Below are 16,398 nucleotides of genomic sequence, written 5' to 3' on the forward strand. Positions count from 1 at the left end.
TCCGGGGGGTAACTCACAAAACTCACTTTCGACATCGACCCTGTGGGAGCGAGCTTGCTCGCGATGACGGAGTGTCAGTCGACATCGATGTTGAATGTCAGACCGCTATCGCGAGCAAGCTCGCTCCCACAGGTTTTGTGTCTGTATTCAAGAACCCTTGCTGCCTTTCTCGTTTGCCGGGTCGTAGACCTTGGTCAGGTCACCGCCGAGGCGGAAGGTCTTGAACGGTTGCATCTTGTGCTTCTTCGCCAGCACCTCCGGCGAGCAGGTGTAGAGCGAGCAGAACGGTTCGAGCCAGGCGAATTTCATGTCCTCCTTCAGGTCGGTCATGTCCTGTTCCTTGCCGTTCTTTTTCTCGAACTGGTCCGGGTCTTTCACCCCGGACAACACCCGGTCACCCAGGCGTTTGAGCGCGCCGTTGTTTTCCTGGCGCAGATCCACACCGTTGACCTGGGCGAAACTGGCGATCATCGCCAGCGGCGGCAGGGCGTAGTTGTGGTAGGCCAGCGCCCGTTGCTGGCGCTTGAGTTCGTTGGGCAGGTAGCCGTCGGCGTCGACCTGGCTGGCGCCGACCTTGTATTCCTTAACCGCCCAGTCGAACAGGTCGCGGCGGTTGGTGGCGACGGAAGTGGCCATCACCGACCAGGCGGCCCAGTACGAGTGGTTGTTGGTCTGGTCGAGCGGCAGGTTGTCCCAGTCGCTGACCACCTGGTCGGCCATCTTGCTGAACCAGGCTTCGATCAACTGCGCTTGCTGTTGATGGGTGGCCAGTGGGTGGGAGTCGGAAAACTTCAGGCGGATATACGCCGAAGCCATGCTGCCCAAGGCCCATTTGCGCATCGACTTGCCGGTGTGGTTGAAGTCCTTGGACATCAGCGCGTCAGCCTGGGCCCAGGCCGTCAGCCAGCTCAGTGTGCATTCCAGCTGTTCCGGACGACCGTCACGCATGAACTGCATCACGCGCTTGCTGGTGCCGCGCTCGATCTTGGTGATGTCGGCAGTACTTTCGCGGAAGGCTTTTTCCGACTGCACGTTCAGGGTCGCGCGGGACTTGTCCGAACCTTCGTACTTGCTGCGAAATTGCAACGAGCCGGTGTACGGCGTCGGCATCGCATCGCAGCCTTCGCTCTTGTCGCCCGTCTTGAATTTATCCACAGGCGCAAAATAGCCCTGGGGCGGACGCAGTGGCGCAGCCGCTTGTGTGGCCCCGGCGAACATCGCCAGGCTCAAGAGCGTCGGTGCCAACAGAGTTGAAAATTTCGGATAGCGCATAGCAGACCTCATTGCCCGACCGAAGCAGTACGCTGTTCGGCGCCCGGGAACACGTTGCGTTTGCAGATTTTCGCTTCGACTTTCTGAGGCGCGGCTCCGGCTTCGGGGCCCTGGACTTCAACGGCCAGCAGGTTCTGCGAGGCCCAGTCTTCGTCCGTGCGCAACTCGAAAGCGAAACGCCCGTCAGTCTCGGAGGTTTCCGGTTTGTCGATCTTGATGTCCTCGTGGCGGCCGTTCATGTACCAGAGGGTGGCTTGCAGGGTTTTCACCGAGGTGTCGGCGAAACGGATGTCGACCTGGTGGCTACCGTTGCGCAGGTCCATGTTCTTGCTGTTGACCATCAATTCGTTTTTGCCCGGCTTGAGCGTGGCGCTACCGGACATCTGTGCATCCTTGCCTTCGCAACCGTTGTCCAGCAGCGCCATCATCTGGCGGTAGATGGTTTCCTGGTCGAGGCGGTACAGCGGCGAGAATTCCCAGATGAGAATCTTCGGCGGGTTCTTCTGGAATTCGTCGCTGCCCAGGTACTGCAGCATCGAACCTTCCAGGCCACCGCCGGGGAACGCCACGTTGAGAATGTCGGCGCCGATGGCCTCTTCGAGGAAACCGGCGAAGTTGTAGTTCTTGCCGCTGTGGGAGGTACCCACGAGGGTGATCTGCGGGTTGCCGGAATCGCCGAACAGATCGCCATCGCCCGCTTCGCCCTTCGGTTCGGTGGTGAACTGATCCATGTACTGGATCGCGTAGCTGGTGCCACAGAGTTGACCGGCCATGTTGTGCAAGGTTCCGGTCTTGCCCATGCGACCTGACTTTTTGGTCTCGAATTCGCGCTTGGGAATGTCGGCGAATTCAGGCAGCTGCTTGACCTTCTCGGCGACGATTTTCGCCGTGCGCTGGGCGCCGTACGGGGTCCAGTGCTGGTCGCCACGGAAGTAGAAATCGTGGGCGGGCAGGGTGTCGGGCAACGACTCGTTGGTCAGCGGCGACAGGTCCGGGACCACGTAGCCCATCTGCGCAAAACGACCGAGCATGGACTTGTAGTTTCTCAGCGCCTTGTCGAAGTCGAAGCTGGCCTTCTCAGCCGGGTTGAGCTTGTTGCGGTTCACCAGGCCACGAGTCGGCTGGTACACGACAACCAGTTCAACGCCTTTGCTCTTGAACGCATCGTGCAGTTGTTTCATGCGTTTGTAGCCGGCGGGCGTGGTGTCGAATTCGGTGCGCAAGTCTTCTTGCGTACGGAACAACCAGTCACCCTGGGCCTGTACCAGCGTGGTGAAGTTCTGCTGGTAACGGGTGGTGTAGTTCTTCGCATCGTGGGCGGCCGGGCACAGGCTGCAGCACGGTTCCGCAGTGAAGCTGGGTGCTTTGACCTCATCGGCGCGAACACCACCGCTGGCCGCGAGAATGCCGGCGGTCAGGGCCGACAGGCTGAGTAATTTGATCAAGTGTGGGTGCATAAGATTATCCTCAGTCCCGCATTTCGGTCTGGCGTTCGACAGGGTCGATCAGCACGGCTTTCTGCTGGCGTACCAGCAGGTCGAGAATTTCATCCTGACGATCGCCAAGGATGCCGGTGAAGCTGATGCCGCTGGATTTGGTCGGTGCGAGCATCGACACGCGATACAGCTCGACACTCAGCGGCGAGTCGATGGACAGCGGGCCGCTGCCGTTGGCCGCCAGTTCACCACCGACCACGATCAGCGACACCTGGGCGTCGAACGGGTCGAGCTTGATGTCACGGTCGGTGTTGCTCAGGTCCTTGATGTGCCCGTAGACGCCGGTCAGACCGTTGGCCATGGCGACGTTTTCGTACAGGCGAATGTTCACGCTGTTACGAATGCGGATGCCGTGGCGCTTGTTGCTCAGCACGCGGTTGCCCCACAACAGGTTATCGGCACTCTCGTAGAGGGTGATGCCGTCGGTGTGGTTCTGGTAGATCTCGTTGTGGGCAATCAGGTTGTTCACGCTGTTACGGTCGATCACCAGCCCCGAGAGGTGGTTGTCGTAGCTGCGGTTGTTGAAGATGAAGCTGTCGTTGACCTCACGGGAAATAATGATCCCGTGCTTCTTCTTCGTTCCGTACACCGTGTTGTCGGCAATGATCAGACCGTGGGAACGGTCGTGCGGGTCAATGCCGTAGACGATGTTGTCTTTGTAGGTGTTGCCCTTGACCACGAAGTCGCGGGTTTCATAGCAATAGAAGCCGTACCACATGTCCGAGAATTCGGAGCCGACGATCCAGCCGGTCGGCTCAGGACGCTTGAGCACCTTGGCCATGTTCGGCGTGTACTGGGAAATACTTACGCCGTAGGACTTACTGTTGGCGTAGCCGAAGCTGGCGATCTTGCTGTTGGCGATGTAGGTCTCGGTGCCACCCCAGGACAGCAGGAACGGACGGAATTCCTTCGGCGAGTTGAACGTCGCCGGGCCGTTGTCCTTCTCGCGCCAGCCAGTGATTCTGGTATCGCGAACGAACAGTTGGCCGTCGTTGACCAGGAACGCACCAGCCTCCTGGGACAGGCGCAGTTCCTGGGTCTGCTTGTCGATTTCCAGGATGCCGTGACGACCGACCACGATCGGCAAGCGGGAGAGGAACACACCTGGCGAGGTTTCGCTGAAGTACTGCTTGGGGACCTTTTTCGCCAGGTCCTTGAGGTTCATGTAGCCATCGTCGACGAAGATCGCCTGGGGGATGCCGTGCTGACGCACCACCCACTCGGCCATCTTGTTGTCGCCACCGATGAAGTCCTTCAGGGCGTCTTCCTGCATCATCCGGCGCAGGCTGATCTTGCCCGGTTTGCTGCGCACGATCTTCGCGGCGATGGCTTCGGCTGTGTAGCCGGAAACGTCCGGCAGTTTCGGCGTGGCCAGTTCCAGCGGCGCGGTCGGTGCGCTGCTGACGGTGTAGGTCTTGGCCTGTTGCAGTTCCTTGGCCGTGGTTACCGGCTTCGCCGGTTCCACATTGGCGAAGGCAGTCGCGCTGGCCAGCAGCATCGCGCCGGCCAACAGGCTGATCGAGCCTTTTCGGGCTGGATGATTCATCTGGGAGACTCCCTTCGCAATGTGCATCAGAAGCGCCAGATCACGTCGATGAACGCGCGGTGCATGTACGAATCGACTTCCTTGCCGTACGCATCGCCTGGCTTGAACACGCCACCACGGAAGCGCACCAGGGCCGAAGGCTCGTCGATCGACTGGCTCAACGCCGCCGGCAACAGGCCTTGCTTGAAGTACTTGGTGACCACCAGGTCCATCTCCTGACCGAGGTCTTTCTCGCCATCGTTCAGCGGCAGGGACGTGGTGGAAAGAATTGCGCCGGTGGCATCGTCGGTGTTGTTTTCGACGGCGTTGATGCCATTGCTGCCGACCGGTTTGTTGCCGTCGACGCGCCAGAATTTGTGGTAGATCAGGCTGGCGTCGTATTCGTCGTTGAGCATCCACGAACCGAACAAAGTCGCGGTCTGCATGTTTTGCATTTCGCCACGGAAGGCTTCGCCGAAACGGTGAACCCGCGAGCGCGTACCGGTGTAGTTCGAGCGGTTGCTTTCCAAGCCGTTCTGTTCGTACTCGGCGCTGGCGCGGGCATAGGCGGCACCGACTTGCCATTGCGGATCGAGGCGCAGACGCACACCCAGGTCCGTGGCCCAGCCATTAACGTTGCCGCTGGATTTGGCTTGTGCCGGAGCGGTGCCATCAGCGTTCAGCGGGTTGACGATGTCGCGGTCGCCGCTCATGCCGGTGATGCTGCCCCAGTAATTGACTGTGTTGGTGTTGCGCCAGTTGTAGGCGTCGCTGTCGGCGGTGAGGCCGAGCCAGCTGATGTCGCCGTTCTGTTTCTTGTCCAGCGAATCCGCCGGCACACCTGGCTCCGGGAAGTCGAGCTTGCCGTTGTCGTGGGTGTGATGACCGCGAATGCCGACCCAGTTGCCCGGTGTCCACTGATACGACGCATCGGCGTAGGCGTGCAGGCGATCCTTGTCTTTCGGGGCGAGTTCCGTGAGGTCGGTGCGGTACTCGCTGAAACGTTCGGCGATCCCGACGTTGGCGCGCAACAGGGTTGTGTCGAACGTCCAGTTCAGGGCTTCGATGTTGGTGTCGCGCCATTGGCCGTCGGCGTTGTGCAGGCGTTGGCGACCGAGCTTCAACTGCTCGCCCGGATACGGAGTGAGTCCGCTGTAGCCGACCCAGAACTCGCGCATGGCCAGGTAGTTTTTCTTGGTCTTGCGATCACCGTTGTCGGTGGGCGTGGTGCCATCGCTGGCGGTCCCTTGCAAGGTGTCCGTCTCGATGATGTCGGTGGCAGTCACGGCTTGCCCCATGGCATAGGCGCTCCACGCGCCGCTTTCGCCATAGATCCATGGACGCAAGTCAAGGCCGACGCCGTTGACGTCGCCACCGCTCTTGGTACCGAGGTCACTGTCGTCTTCGGATTGGCCGGTAACCTTCACCTCGAGGCCAAAGTTCTTGGTCTCAGTCATCGCAGCGAGCGTCGGGCAAGACCAGATCAGCGCGAATGTCAGGCCGATGCCGGCCTTCATGAATGGATTCAACTTCATTGGGATTCCTCGCTGACTTCTTCTTGCAGGGTGTGCAGTTCCGGCGTGTTCGGGCTCAGGGCACCGCGCACGGCCTGTTCTTGTTTCAACAGGCGTTGGGCTTCGGCCAACCGGTCGGGCGGCAATTGCGTTTGGATTGTTTGCGCAAGCTCGGTGGCTTGCGGAGTGTTCTGGGCCAGGGCCAGTTGGCTGAAGACGTAGGCGTTCAGCGGATCAGGCTTGGTGCCCTTGCCCTGGGAAAACAGTTGGGCGATGGCAAAGTCGGCGCTGTTCTGGCCGTTGCGCGCAGCGGTCAACAGGTGGTCGAGGGCTTTCTGCGGATAGACCTTGCCCAGGTAGCCACGGCGATAGATCTGACCGAGGTAGTAATCGGCAGCGACTTCGCGGCCGACGGCTTTCTGGAAATGCTCTTCGGCGACCTTGGCGTCAGCCGGCACCAGTTTGCCTTCGAAGTAGAGCTTGCCCAGCAACAGTTCGGCGCGGGGCTGGTCGGCGGCGCGGCCGTTGTCCAGGTACTTCATCATCTGGTCGACGTCGCCCAGTTCGGGGAAGTCGTAGAGCAGTTGCGCGAGGCTGACCCACGACGCCGGGTAGGCCGGTGCGATCGGTTCGAGCAGCGACTGTGCGGTTTTCTCGTCGGTCTTGCCCAGGGACGCATCGGCGAGCACACGGGCAACGCTGTCGACGCGCTGCGCCGAAACGCTGCCGCGGGCATGCGCCGCTTGCATCTGCTTGATCAGCTCGGCCTGTTGCTCGGGCTTGGCCTGTTTCTGATAGACCGTGGCCAGCTCGACGTAGCAGATGTCGCTGGTGTTGAGTGCGGCCTTGCAGATTTTTTCCACGTCATCCAGATGCTGGTCGTAGGTGCCCTGGGTGCGATAGAGCAGCACCTGCGCCAGACCGGCTTCCGGTTTGTTCTCGGCACGCCATTGGCTGATCTGCTGTTGGGCATTCACGTTGGGAAAGCTGTGCGGGTATTGCAGGTACAGCATCGCCAACGGGATCAACGTGTTGCCTTCACCCGCGGCGGCGGCTTTTTTCAACAGGGTTTCGGCTTCGTGTTGTTCCGCTTCGGTGGAACCTGGCTTGGCCACCAGCAGACGACCGAGGCGTGCCTGGGCGCGCGGCGAAACGCTGGCCGCGGCGCGGTAAGTCGCCTCGGCCTGTTTCATCTGCGCCGGGTCGCGACTGTCGACCTGGATATCGGCCAGGCCGACCTGCGCTTCGCTGTAGCCCAGGTCTGCCAGTTGCCGGTAGTTCTGCGCGGCGGTGGCGGTATCGCCACGTTTGAGTGCTTCGTTGGCCAGGCGCTGGTCGGGCAGGCCGGCGCAACCGCTGAGGCTGACCGCCAGGGCTAGCGAACAGAACGCAAATCCCATGTGGGAGCGAGCTTGCTCGCGATGCGGCTGGCTCGGTGCATCAGACAGACCGCGTCGATCCCATCGCGAGCAAGCTCGCTCCCACAGGGTCGGCGGCGTGTTGAGGGTTGGAGTAGTCACAGGCATGTCCTCGACTTAAAGACCGACAGCCATGGCTTTGTCGATCAGCCAGTTCAGGTTCGGGCCACGGTCGCTATTGACTTCCACCGGGCGGCCGGCGAGGGAGCTGTCCAGGGTTTCGTCCGGCTGGATCAGCACGCGGATGTCCGAAGACAGATCGGCGCTTTTCAGGCTGGTGCTGCTGACGATCTTGCCGGTGCGGCTCTTGTCCTCGCCGGCGATCTGGAAGCGCACCGAAGTACCCGGGCGCACGTCGCCGAACTGGCGATAGGAGAAGCGCGCTTCAACATTGGCTTCGCTGTTGCGCGGCACCAGTTGGAAGATCACGTCGCCCTTGCTGGCGTACTGACCGTTGGCGACCATTTGCTGGGCCACGGTGCAGTCGCAAGGCGAGGTCAGGGTGCCGGTCATCTGCTTGCCGAACAGTTCTGCAACCTTGGCCGGTTGCAGTTGGTCTTCGTCCAGATGGCCCTTGAGCACGTCGAGCATGCTGGTGCTAAAGGTCGCCAGTGGTGCGCCCTTGGCGGCCACGCCGTCGGCTTTCACCAGGCTCTGCACGGTGCCGTCGCGGGGCATGGTGATGTTCACGCCCGGCACGCTGACCAGACCGGCCTGGGCGTGGCTGACGAAGTACATGCCGTACACCGATTTGAAAACAAAGCCGAATGCAGCCAGGCCGACAACGAAGATCCCCAGGCTGAAGGTCACGGCTTTCATGCGGCCGAGCGCGGACATGCCGTGGCCGCCGTCCTTCATCTTGCGCGCCTTGGTGAAGTTGTCGCGCTGCAGGGTCGCCAGCATTTCACCCACGCTGACAATGTCGCCAGCCAGGTGCGAAGTGATCAGGTGGCGCAGGGTCGAGATGTCCCGTTGTTCCAGGTTCTGGAACTGGCAGCCGGCGCGTCCGGTCTCGCGATCGAAGGAGCGGACCTGCAACTCGACGTCGATGGCCAGGCCGAGATTGTCGATGAGGAATTGCAGGCGGGCCTTGTACACGTCACCGATCTTCAGCGGCAATTGACCGGCGTTGAATGCCAGGCCACCGGCGGACAGGTCGATCACCCGGGCTTCGACCGGCGTCCGGTCAGGGCCGAAGAAACGCAACTTGGCCGGGATTTTCACTCGGGCGTGTTGGCGCTGGGCTTCGGATTCGTGCACTACGTTGGCGTTGACGGCGGTATTCATAGGGGGCGTTTTCCTAGTTAATTCAGGCGAGTTCGGTCAGACCATCAACAGCAGCACGGCGACAAAAATGCTGCCGGCAGAGAAGGTCATGGTCCGAGACGACCAGGTGTTGAACCAACGTTGAAAGCTGGCGAGATCACGGGTCAGAGAGGTGGGTTGGCGAGTCCAGGACTGTTTGTCGAGGCGGAAGAACACGTAGATCTTCACCAGCGCGCCGACGATCTGGTTGTAATAGAGAATCGCCGGGTAGGCCGGGCCGATCCGGTGTCCGGAGCACGACAGCAACAAGGTCAGGATGAACCGGGTAATGCCGATCCACAGCAGGTACACCAGGATGAACGCGGTGCCGTACTTGAAGCTGGCGATCAACGCCACGGTCAGGCCCAGCAGCGAGGTCCACATCGACACGCGCTGGTCGAACAGCACCACCGAAGTGAACACACCGAGGCGTTTGATCCCCAGGCCCAGGGCACGGGAGTTCTGCCGCAGGTTGTTGCCGTACCAGCGGAACATCAGTTTGCGGCTGGCCTTGATGAAGCTCTTTTCCGGCGGGTGTTCAACGGTGTTGATCGCCGCGTCGGGCACGTAGAACGTGTCGTAGCCCAGGCGCATCAGGCTGAACCAGCTCGACTTGTCATCGCCGGTAAGGAACTTGAAGCGACCCAGGCGCCAGTGTTGCAGCGAGTCGCTTTCCACGTCGGCGATGAAGTCCGGGTTGGTGACCACGGTGGCGCGGAACACCGACATGCGGCCGGTCATGGTCAGCACGCGCTTGGACAAGGCCATCGAGCACATGTTGATGTGGCGCTGGGCGAAACGCAGTTTGTGCCATTCGCTCATGATGTAGCCGCCGCGCACTTCGCAGAACTCGTTGGTGGTCAGGCCGCCGACGTTGCCGAACAGCTGGAACCACGGCACGGTCTTGAGCACCACGCCTTCAGCCAGCACGGTGTCGCCATCGATCACCGCGACCACGGCGCGATCATCCGGCAGGTGCCGGGAGATGGCGCGGAAGCCGTAGGCCAGGCCATCGCGTTTGCCGGTGCCGGGAATGCGCACGAAATCGAGCTTGACCCGGGACGGCGGATTCATCCGGTTCCACAGGCTTTTGACCAGCAGCTCATCGGACATTTCCACGATGGAGCAGACCACGGTGGTCGGCAGGCCGCAGTCAATGGCTTCGCGGATTACCGAGCTGTAGACCTGCGCAGTGGTCAGGGCATCGATACGGAAACTGGTGACCATCAGGAACACGTGGGACGGGTCAGCCGCTTTGCCCAGCTTGCGCACTTTACGCCGCAGGTACGGGTAGACGATGTACAGAAAAATCATGCCGCGCACAAAGTGCGTGGCACCCATCGAGTAGCGCCAGATACCCACGGCGCCAATCAGGAAAATGAAGTCCTTCGACTCGGAGTCGAACGTGGACACGGGCAACGCCATGGCGAGGCCCATCAGTAAACTCAGGTAGAACAGCCAACCGGCGGCCTGGAGTAGGCCGTGTTTTAGCCTGTGCATAATCTGCATCCGTCTCGATCTCGGGCGAGCCTTTGGGGTGGCCCGATGGGGTTAAGGCAGGCCTGTGAAAACTGGCGGCACCCGCTCTGGATGACGCCAGAATCCCTGTAGGAGCTGGCGAAGCCTGCGATCTTTTGATCTTCAGCAATCACGCCGGCGCCAAAAGATCGCAGCCTGCGGCAGCTCCTACAGATACCGCGTTACCAGCAGATACCTTCAGTCCGGCCAGTCACGCTGGTGGCCTTGGACATGAAACCGACCAGGTCGATCACTTGCTTGCCGTGTGGAACGTCCTGCACCAGAGCGCGGAACTTCTCGTCGCGGTTGCCGAGGATGATCACGTCGGAGTTGTTGATCACCGCGTCGAAATCGGAGTTGAGCAAGGACGAGACGTGAGGGATCTTCGACTCGATGTAGTCCTTGTTCGCACCGTGAACACGGGCGTATTCGACGTTGCTGTCGTAGATACTCAGGTCATAGCCCTTGCCGATCAGCATTTCCGCCAGGTCGACCAGCGGGCTTTCGCGCAGGTCGTCGGTACCGGCCTTGAAGCTCAAGCCCAGCAGGGCGACTTTGCGTTTGTCGTGGCTGGAAACGATGTCGAAAGCGTTCTGCACCTGGGATTCGTTGCTGCGCATCAGTGAGTTGAGCAACGGGGCTTCCACGTCCAGGGAACCGGCGCGGTAGGTCAGGGCACGCACGTCTTTTGGCAGGCACGAGCCGCCGAAGGCGAAGCCTGGGCGCATGTAGTACTGGGACAGGTTGAGGGTCTTGTCCTGGCAGACCACGTCCATCACTTCGCGACCGTCGACGCCGACCGCCTTGGCGATGTTGCCGATTTCGTTGGCGAAGGTGACCTTGGTGGCGTGCCACACGTTGCAGGTGTACTTGATCATCTCGGCGACGGCGATGTCCTTGCGGATGATCGGTGCGTCGAGCTCTTCGTACAGCGATTGCAGAACGTCGCCGGAAGCCTTGTCGAATTCGCCGATGACGGTCATTGGCGGCTGGTCGTAGTCGGCGATGGCGGTGCTTTCGCGCAGGAACTCAGGGTTCACGGCCACGCCGAAATCAACGCCGGCTTTCTTGCCGGAGCAGTCTTCGAGAATCGGGATGACCACGTTGGCCACGGTACCCGGCAGCACGGTGCTGCGCACGACGATGGTGTGGCGGGTGGTCTTGTCACGCAGGACAAAACCGATTTCGCGGCACACTGCCTCGATGTAGTTCAGTTCCAGATCACCGTTCTTTTTGCTCGGCGTGCCCACGCAGATCATCGACAGGTCGGTGTCGCGAATCGCCTCGGCGAAGTTGGTGGTACCACGCAGGCGACCGGTCTGGATGCCCTGGGCCAGAAGTTCACCAAGGCCCGGTTCAACAATCGGCGATTTGCCGGCATTAATCATATCGATCTTGTCTTTGGCCACATCGACGCCAACGACGTCATGGCCCCGTGCAGACAGGCAACCGGCACATACTGCGCCGACGTAACCCAAACCAAAAATGCTGATGCGCATCGCAATTACCTCTCTGTTATCAAGCCTGTATACATCAAGCCATTAGATGGCCGGAGTTAATGGTGTTCAGCGTGTTTTAGTGCACTCGCAAGTGTGCCTTACAGGCACAGCAATGCCGTGTGCTGGCATATAAGTTACGAGTGTCTAAATAAATGCACTCAAGGTGTGCGCAACTAGGCCTTGTTGTTATGATTTGCCCTGTTATGCAGCCGATCCTCCTGTCGGAAGGATGCAGGTGCAACGGCCTTGCACGCTTGATGTCAGGCCGAAAGCCCGTGGATCAAGCGGTTGGGTGCTCGGGTGAGCACGTTTATAGGGGCGCTGCCGTGGCCTTGTAGGGGATAGTCATACCGCGTTATCTCCTGTCCGATTGCTGTTGTCCAAATCAGTGATTAGTCAGCGCAAGTTAGTGTTTCAACTTCGCTACGTGAATCGCTTATCTGCGTAAGTTATCTCGTACACGCTCGGCGAGAATCGTTACCGGTGGTATGAGCGGCGCGTTTGGACATAGTTCCAGTCCGCTCATCGTGAAATCTGAAATTTCTTGAAATATTGAGAAAGGTGGCACTGCTCTCAAACTGATAGCACTTGCCGTTTCGCCCTTTATATATAGGCGGATCATTGGGCGGGATATTTTTTTGCCACTACTGTTAAAAAAAGTCAGTGCCACTACGCAAAAAAAAGATCGAAGTCGAGTGAAACTAAAGTTAGAAAATTGGGCGATGTATTTTTGGCGCCATAAATATGGCGAAAAGGCGGGGAAGGTTGAAGTGAGTCAAGGGTCGGCGCACGAGAGTTGTGGAGGTCGTGCGCCGACTGGGTGCATCACTCTGGTGCGTGATCGCGCAGAAACACCAGATTGTCCGGTTTGGATTGTTCGGTGCTGTAGCGATAGCCTTGAACGTCGAACTGCTTGAGGGTGGCCGGGTCGTTGATGCGTTCTTCGATGACGAAGCGGCTCATCAAGCCGCGAGCCTTTTTCGCGTAGAAGCTGATGATTTTGTACTGGCCGTTCTTCAGGTCCTTGAATTCGGTATTGATGATGCGCGCGTTCAAGGCGTTGCGCTTGACCGCCGAGAAGTACTCGTTGGACGCCAGGTTGAGCAGCACGTCATCGCCTTGATCGACCAGGGCTTCGTTCAGCCATTCGCTGATGCGCGTGCCCCAGAAGGCATACAAATCCTTGCCCCGGGCGTTGGCCAGCCTGGTGCCCATTTCCAGGCGGTAGGGTTGCATCAGGTCCAGCGGACGCAGCAGGCCATAGAGACCCGAGAGCATGCGCAAGTGTTTTTGGGCGTAGTCGAAATCGGCTTCGCTGAGGGTTTGCGCATTCATGCCGGTGTAAACGTCGCCCTTGAACGCCAATAGAGCTTGCTTGGCGTTTTCCGGGGTGAACGCGGGGGTCCAGCTGCCGAAGCGCGCGGCGTTGAGCCCGCCAATCTTGTCGGAGACGTGCATCAACTCGCTGATCTGCGCCGGGGACAGCTCACGCAATTGCAGGATCAACTCCTGGGAGTGGTCGAGGTACTGCGGCTGGGTGAAGCGCTGGGTCGCCGGCGGTGTTTCATAGTCGAGGGTCTTGGCGGGTGAAATCACCATCAGCATGAAGTCGTCTCCTTTAATCGTGGCGGCGATTCTAGGGGGTTGTCGGTGTTGACTCCAGCTATCGCGTCCATAGGTGATGGCCGGTGGCTTGCATCAAACCCTGTGGGAGCGAGCTTGCTCGCGATGACGGTGTGTCAGCTGACATCATTGTTGAATGCCAGATCGCTATCGCGAGCAAGCTCGCTCCCACAGTGATTCAGTGATGCTGCGGGAGTCGAGTCTGGATCAGCTATAGTGCCGCGCGGGTTTTGTTATGGAGACATCCCATTGCGTATCGCTTTTCTCATCTCGATCTGGCTACTGAGCTTCGGCGCCATCGCGGCACCAAGCGATGTGGCGACGCTCGATCGCAGCACCTGGCCGGAAAAGCTCGGTAACCCGACGCTGTTCGACGTGGCGTCGAGGGCAGAAATCCTCATGTTTTCCAGTGTCCTGTTGGCCAGCGAGTCGCTGGATGAACCCGCCCTGGCCCAGCGCCTGGGCTTGCGCACGATCAATCTGGAGTCGGTCAACCGGGTTCGCCAGCGTCTGTGGCAACGGCTGCTGGCCAACTACAACTTCGCTCAACAGAGTTGCGACCAGGATGCCTCCTTCTGTTTCCTGGTCGAAGACATGCCCACCTTGCGCGAGCAGGCTGCCAAATTCCAGGTCGGCGCAGACAGCTACTACATCAAGTGGGCCGAGCCGAGCCGTGTGTTCCACACCCAGTACCTGGACGAGCAGTTGCGCAAGGCCGCGCTGTTCCCGCAAACCAGCAGCGAAGTCGATCGTTTCGGCGACTATGAGCGCAGCGGCGACGAGATGCATGACCGGCTGTTTCTGCTGACTTTCGACAGCGCTGCCAATGCCGTGCCGGATAACACCGCCTGGGTCACCGAGTACCTGCGCAAGTCGAACCTGAGCGGGACATTCTTCGTCCTCGGCAAGGACATCCAGGCCCGTTTGGCCGAGCATTCGGTGAGTAACCTGCAAGCGACCTACTCGACCCAGTGCATCGGCGTACAAGGCTGGGAGTTCCGTTCCCACAGCCACTGGCAGGACTGGCAGGACTCGGTGCGCCGCAGTGCCGAACTGGTCAAAAGCAAGCTGCCGGAGAACTACGTGCCACTGTTCCGTCCGCCCGATGGCCAGCGCCGTTCCGATGCCGAAGGCTTCTTCAAGGCTCAGGGGCTGCAGGTAGCGCTGTGGGACATCGATGCCCTGGACGGCGCCGGCAAACTCAAGGGCAACCCGAGTGCGCAACGGGTGCTGACCCTGATGCTGCTCTGGCGGCACGGGGTGATCAATTTCAATGTGAAGCAGGATGGGGTGAAAACGGCGTTGCCGTGGCTGGTCACGCAAACGGCGCCTGTCGGAATCGGCTGGGAAGATTGCCAGGATGCGTTTCGCTGAAAACGACAAAACCCCGTAAACATTGGGTTTATGGCGATTTTGGAAGGGGATTCGCTGCAGGTTGACTTCCGACTGTAAACGGGTGATGGCAGTCCGCCAAGTGTTATTGGTCAATCTGCAAAATAAACTTCAAAAAAGCGTCAAAGTACTTTTTTCTGTCACACGTTTTGGAGTATTACGAAGACAGACCGCCGAAACCTGCAACACAGGTGGCGTCTTCCAAGACCCCGCATGTATGCAGAACACTTGAGTCCCCGCAGGTGTACTCGGCAGTCACTTCGAGGCGCAGCACTGTCAAGGTATTGCGTCGACTGGCTCCCACAAAGGTGACCGAGTATGGATGATCACGGACGTAGCTCTTCTTCCAACCAGCCAATCCTTTATGTACTCGATACCAACGTATTGATTCACGATCCAAACGCGCTGCTTAACTTCGAAGAACACCACGTCGCGATCCCGATGACCGTGCTTGAAGAGCTCGACAAGCTCAAGAGCGGGCATCACAGCGTAGCCGCCGAATGCCGCCAGGCCATCCGCCTGATCGACAAGACCCTGGGCGATGCCTCTCCCGAGGACGTCGAGCAGGGTGTGCCGATCCAGCGTGGCAAAAGCGGACCCAAGGGTTTGCTGTCAATTCTGATGAGCAAGCATGCCGAGCCGAACCTGATTCTGCCCGAGCACTTGAACGACAACAAAATCATCAATCAACTTATCGACCTTCACGCGCGCGACCCGAAGAAGCCCGTGGTACTGGTCACCAAAGACATCAACATGCGCCTCAAGGCGCGCGCCTGCGGGATCGCGGCCGAGGACTACAGCACCGACCAACTGGTCGATGACGTGTCCTTGCTGCCCAACGGCTACCACAACATGACCGGCTCTTTCTGGGACCGCGTGAGCAAGGTCGAAACCCGTCAGGACCACGGCCGCACCTGGCATCAGGTGCAGTTGATCGACAACCTGCCGGCGGTGCACATCAACGAATTCATCATTGATGAGCAGGGCTTTGTCGGCTGGATCAAGGAGATCGAAGAGGACCGCTTGCTGATCCTCGACCTGCACCAGGAACCGCTGCTGCACCAGGAGGCCTGGGGCCTCAAGCCGCGTGATATCTATCAGAGCCTGGCGTTGTACGCCTTGCTCGATCCGGACATCCACCTGGTCAACCTGTCGGGTGCCGCGGGTTCAGGTAAAACCATCCTGGCGCTGGCCGCTGCGATCGAGCAGACCATGGTCAGCAAACGTTATCGCCGCATCATCGCCACCCGCAGCGTGCAGGGCCTGGACCAGGAAATCGGCTTCCTGCCCGGCACCGAAGCGGAAAAAATGGAGCCGTGGCTGGGCGCCATCACCGACAACCTCGAAGCCTTGCACATGGATGATGAAAGCACCCATGGCAGCGTCGATTACATCCTCAGCAAAGTGCCGTTGCAGTTCAAATCCCTCAACTACATCCGGGGCCGCAGCTTCCAGCAGAGCCTGATCCTGATCGACGAATGCCAGAACCTCACGCCGCACCAGATGAAAACCATCATCACCCGTGCCGGCGCCGGTTCCAAAGTGGTGTGCCTGGGCAACCTGGCGCAGATCGATACCCCTTACCTGTCCGCGACCAGCTCCGGGCTGACCTACCTCACTGAACGCTTCAAGGACTTCCCGAACGGGGTGCACATCACCCTGCAAGGGGTGCCACGTTCGATCCTGGCCGAATACGCCGAATCGCATTTGTAACGGTCCACCGGAACCGGGCGGCCCTACAGCCGCCCGGTTTTTTTGTGCCCGACACAAATCCCCCCCCTGTAGGAGCGAGCTTGCTCGCGATGGTGTGTCAGTCGACACAGCGGTGCCTGACAC

At 59.8% G+C, this 16,398-nt stretch carries 11 protein-coding genes; 2 read left to right on the forward strand and 9 right to left on the reverse strand.

Annotation, left to right across the window (positions count from 1 at the left end; genetic code table 11):
• Nucleotides 1-147: 147 nt before the first annotated feature.
• The 9 genes from AC1DXW_RS25755 to yaaA form a co-directional block, all read right to left on the reverse strand.
• Nucleotides 148-1,272 carry a mannuronate-specific alginate lyase gene (locus AC1DXW_RS25755; protein ID WP_477753205.1) on the reverse strand — a complete coding sequence of 375 codons (1,125 nt, stop codon included), beginning with the start codon at nucleotides 1,270-1,272 and terminating at the stop codon, nucleotides 148-150.
• An 8-nt stretch (nucleotides 1,273-1,280) separates the two neighbouring features.
• Nucleotides 1,281-2,729 carry an alginate O-acetyltransferase gene (locus tag AC1DXW_RS25760; RefSeq protein ID WP_477753206.1) on the reverse strand — a complete coding sequence of 483 codons (1,449 nt, stop codon included), beginning with the start codon at nucleotides 2,727-2,729 and terminating at the stop codon, nucleotides 1,281-1,283.
• 10 nt (nucleotides 2,730-2,739) lie between these two features.
• Nucleotides 2,740-4,314 carry a mannuronan 5-epimerase AlgG gene (gene algG / locus AC1DXW_RS25765; RefSeq protein ID WP_477760625.1) on the reverse strand — a complete coding sequence of 525 codons (1,575 nt, stop codon included), beginning with the start codon at nucleotides 4,312-4,314 and terminating at the stop codon, nucleotides 2,740-2,742.
• 26 nt (nucleotides 4,315-4,340) lie between these two features.
• Nucleotides 4,341-5,828: an alginate export family protein gene (locus AC1DXW_RS25770; RefSeq protein ID WP_477753208.1), complete on the reverse strand. Its 1,488-nt coding sequence runs from the start codon at nucleotides 5,826-5,828 to the stop codon at nucleotides 4,341-4,343.
• Complete coding sequence (gene algK, locus AC1DXW_RS25775; RefSeq protein ID WP_477760626.1) at nucleotides 5,825-7,327, reverse strand: alginate biosynthesis TPR repeat lipoprotein AlgK; 1,503 nt, start codon at nucleotides 7,325-7,327, stop codon at nucleotides 5,825-5,827. Before algK ends, AC1DXW_RS25770 begins: the two co-directional genes overlap by 4 nt.
• A gap of 15 nt (nucleotides 7,328-7,342) precedes the next feature.
• The gene (locus AC1DXW_RS25780) at nucleotides 7,343-8,512 is read right to left on the reverse strand and encodes a PilZ domain-containing protein (RefSeq protein ID WP_477753210.1); all 1,170 of its coding nucleotides are present in this window, start codon (nucleotides 8,510-8,512) and stop codon (nucleotides 7,343-7,345) included.
• A 36-nt stretch (nucleotides 8,513-8,548) separates the two neighbouring features.
• Nucleotides 8,549-10,030 carry a mannuronan synthase gene (gene alg8, locus AC1DXW_RS25785; RefSeq protein ID WP_046041957.1) on the reverse strand — a complete coding sequence of 494 codons (1,482 nt, stop codon included), beginning with the start codon at nucleotides 10,028-10,030 and terminating at the stop codon, nucleotides 8,549-8,551.
• A gap of 200 nt (nucleotides 10,031-10,230) precedes the next feature.
• Nucleotides 10,231-11,547 carry a nucleotide sugar dehydrogenase gene (locus AC1DXW_RS25790; RefSeq protein WP_223459840.1) on the reverse strand — a complete coding sequence of 439 codons (1,317 nt, stop codon included), beginning with the start codon at nucleotides 11,545-11,547 and terminating at the stop codon, nucleotides 10,231-10,233.
• Nucleotides 11,548-12,372: 825 nt separating this feature from the next.
• Complete coding sequence (yaaA, locus tag AC1DXW_RS25795) at nucleotides 12,373-13,152, reverse strand: peroxide stress protein YaaA (protein ID WP_477753211.1); 780 nt, start codon at nucleotides 13,150-13,152, stop codon at nucleotides 12,373-12,375.
• Nucleotides 13,153-13,419: 267 nt separating this feature from the next.
• On the opposite strand from yaaA, the gene AC1DXW_RS25800 reads away from it, so the two are divergent.
• Both AC1DXW_RS25800 and AC1DXW_RS25805 read left to right on the forward strand, forming a co-directional pair.
• Nucleotides 13,420-14,544, forward strand: a complete 1,125-nt coding sequence (locus AC1DXW_RS25800; RefSeq protein ID WP_477753212.1) for a polysaccharide deacetylase family protein — start codon at nucleotides 13,420-13,422, stop codon at nucleotides 14,542-14,544.
• A 336-nt stretch (nucleotides 14,545-14,880) separates the two neighbouring features.
• Nucleotides 14,881-16,275, forward strand: coding sequence for a PhoH family protein (locus AC1DXW_RS25805; protein WP_008050144.1), 1,395 nt, complete (start codon nucleotides 14,881-14,883; stop codon nucleotides 16,273-16,275).
• The last annotated feature ends 123 nt before the right edge of the window (nucleotides 16,276-16,398 follow it).

It is taken from the genome of Pseudomonas sp. P4_C4, assembly GCF_056402055.1.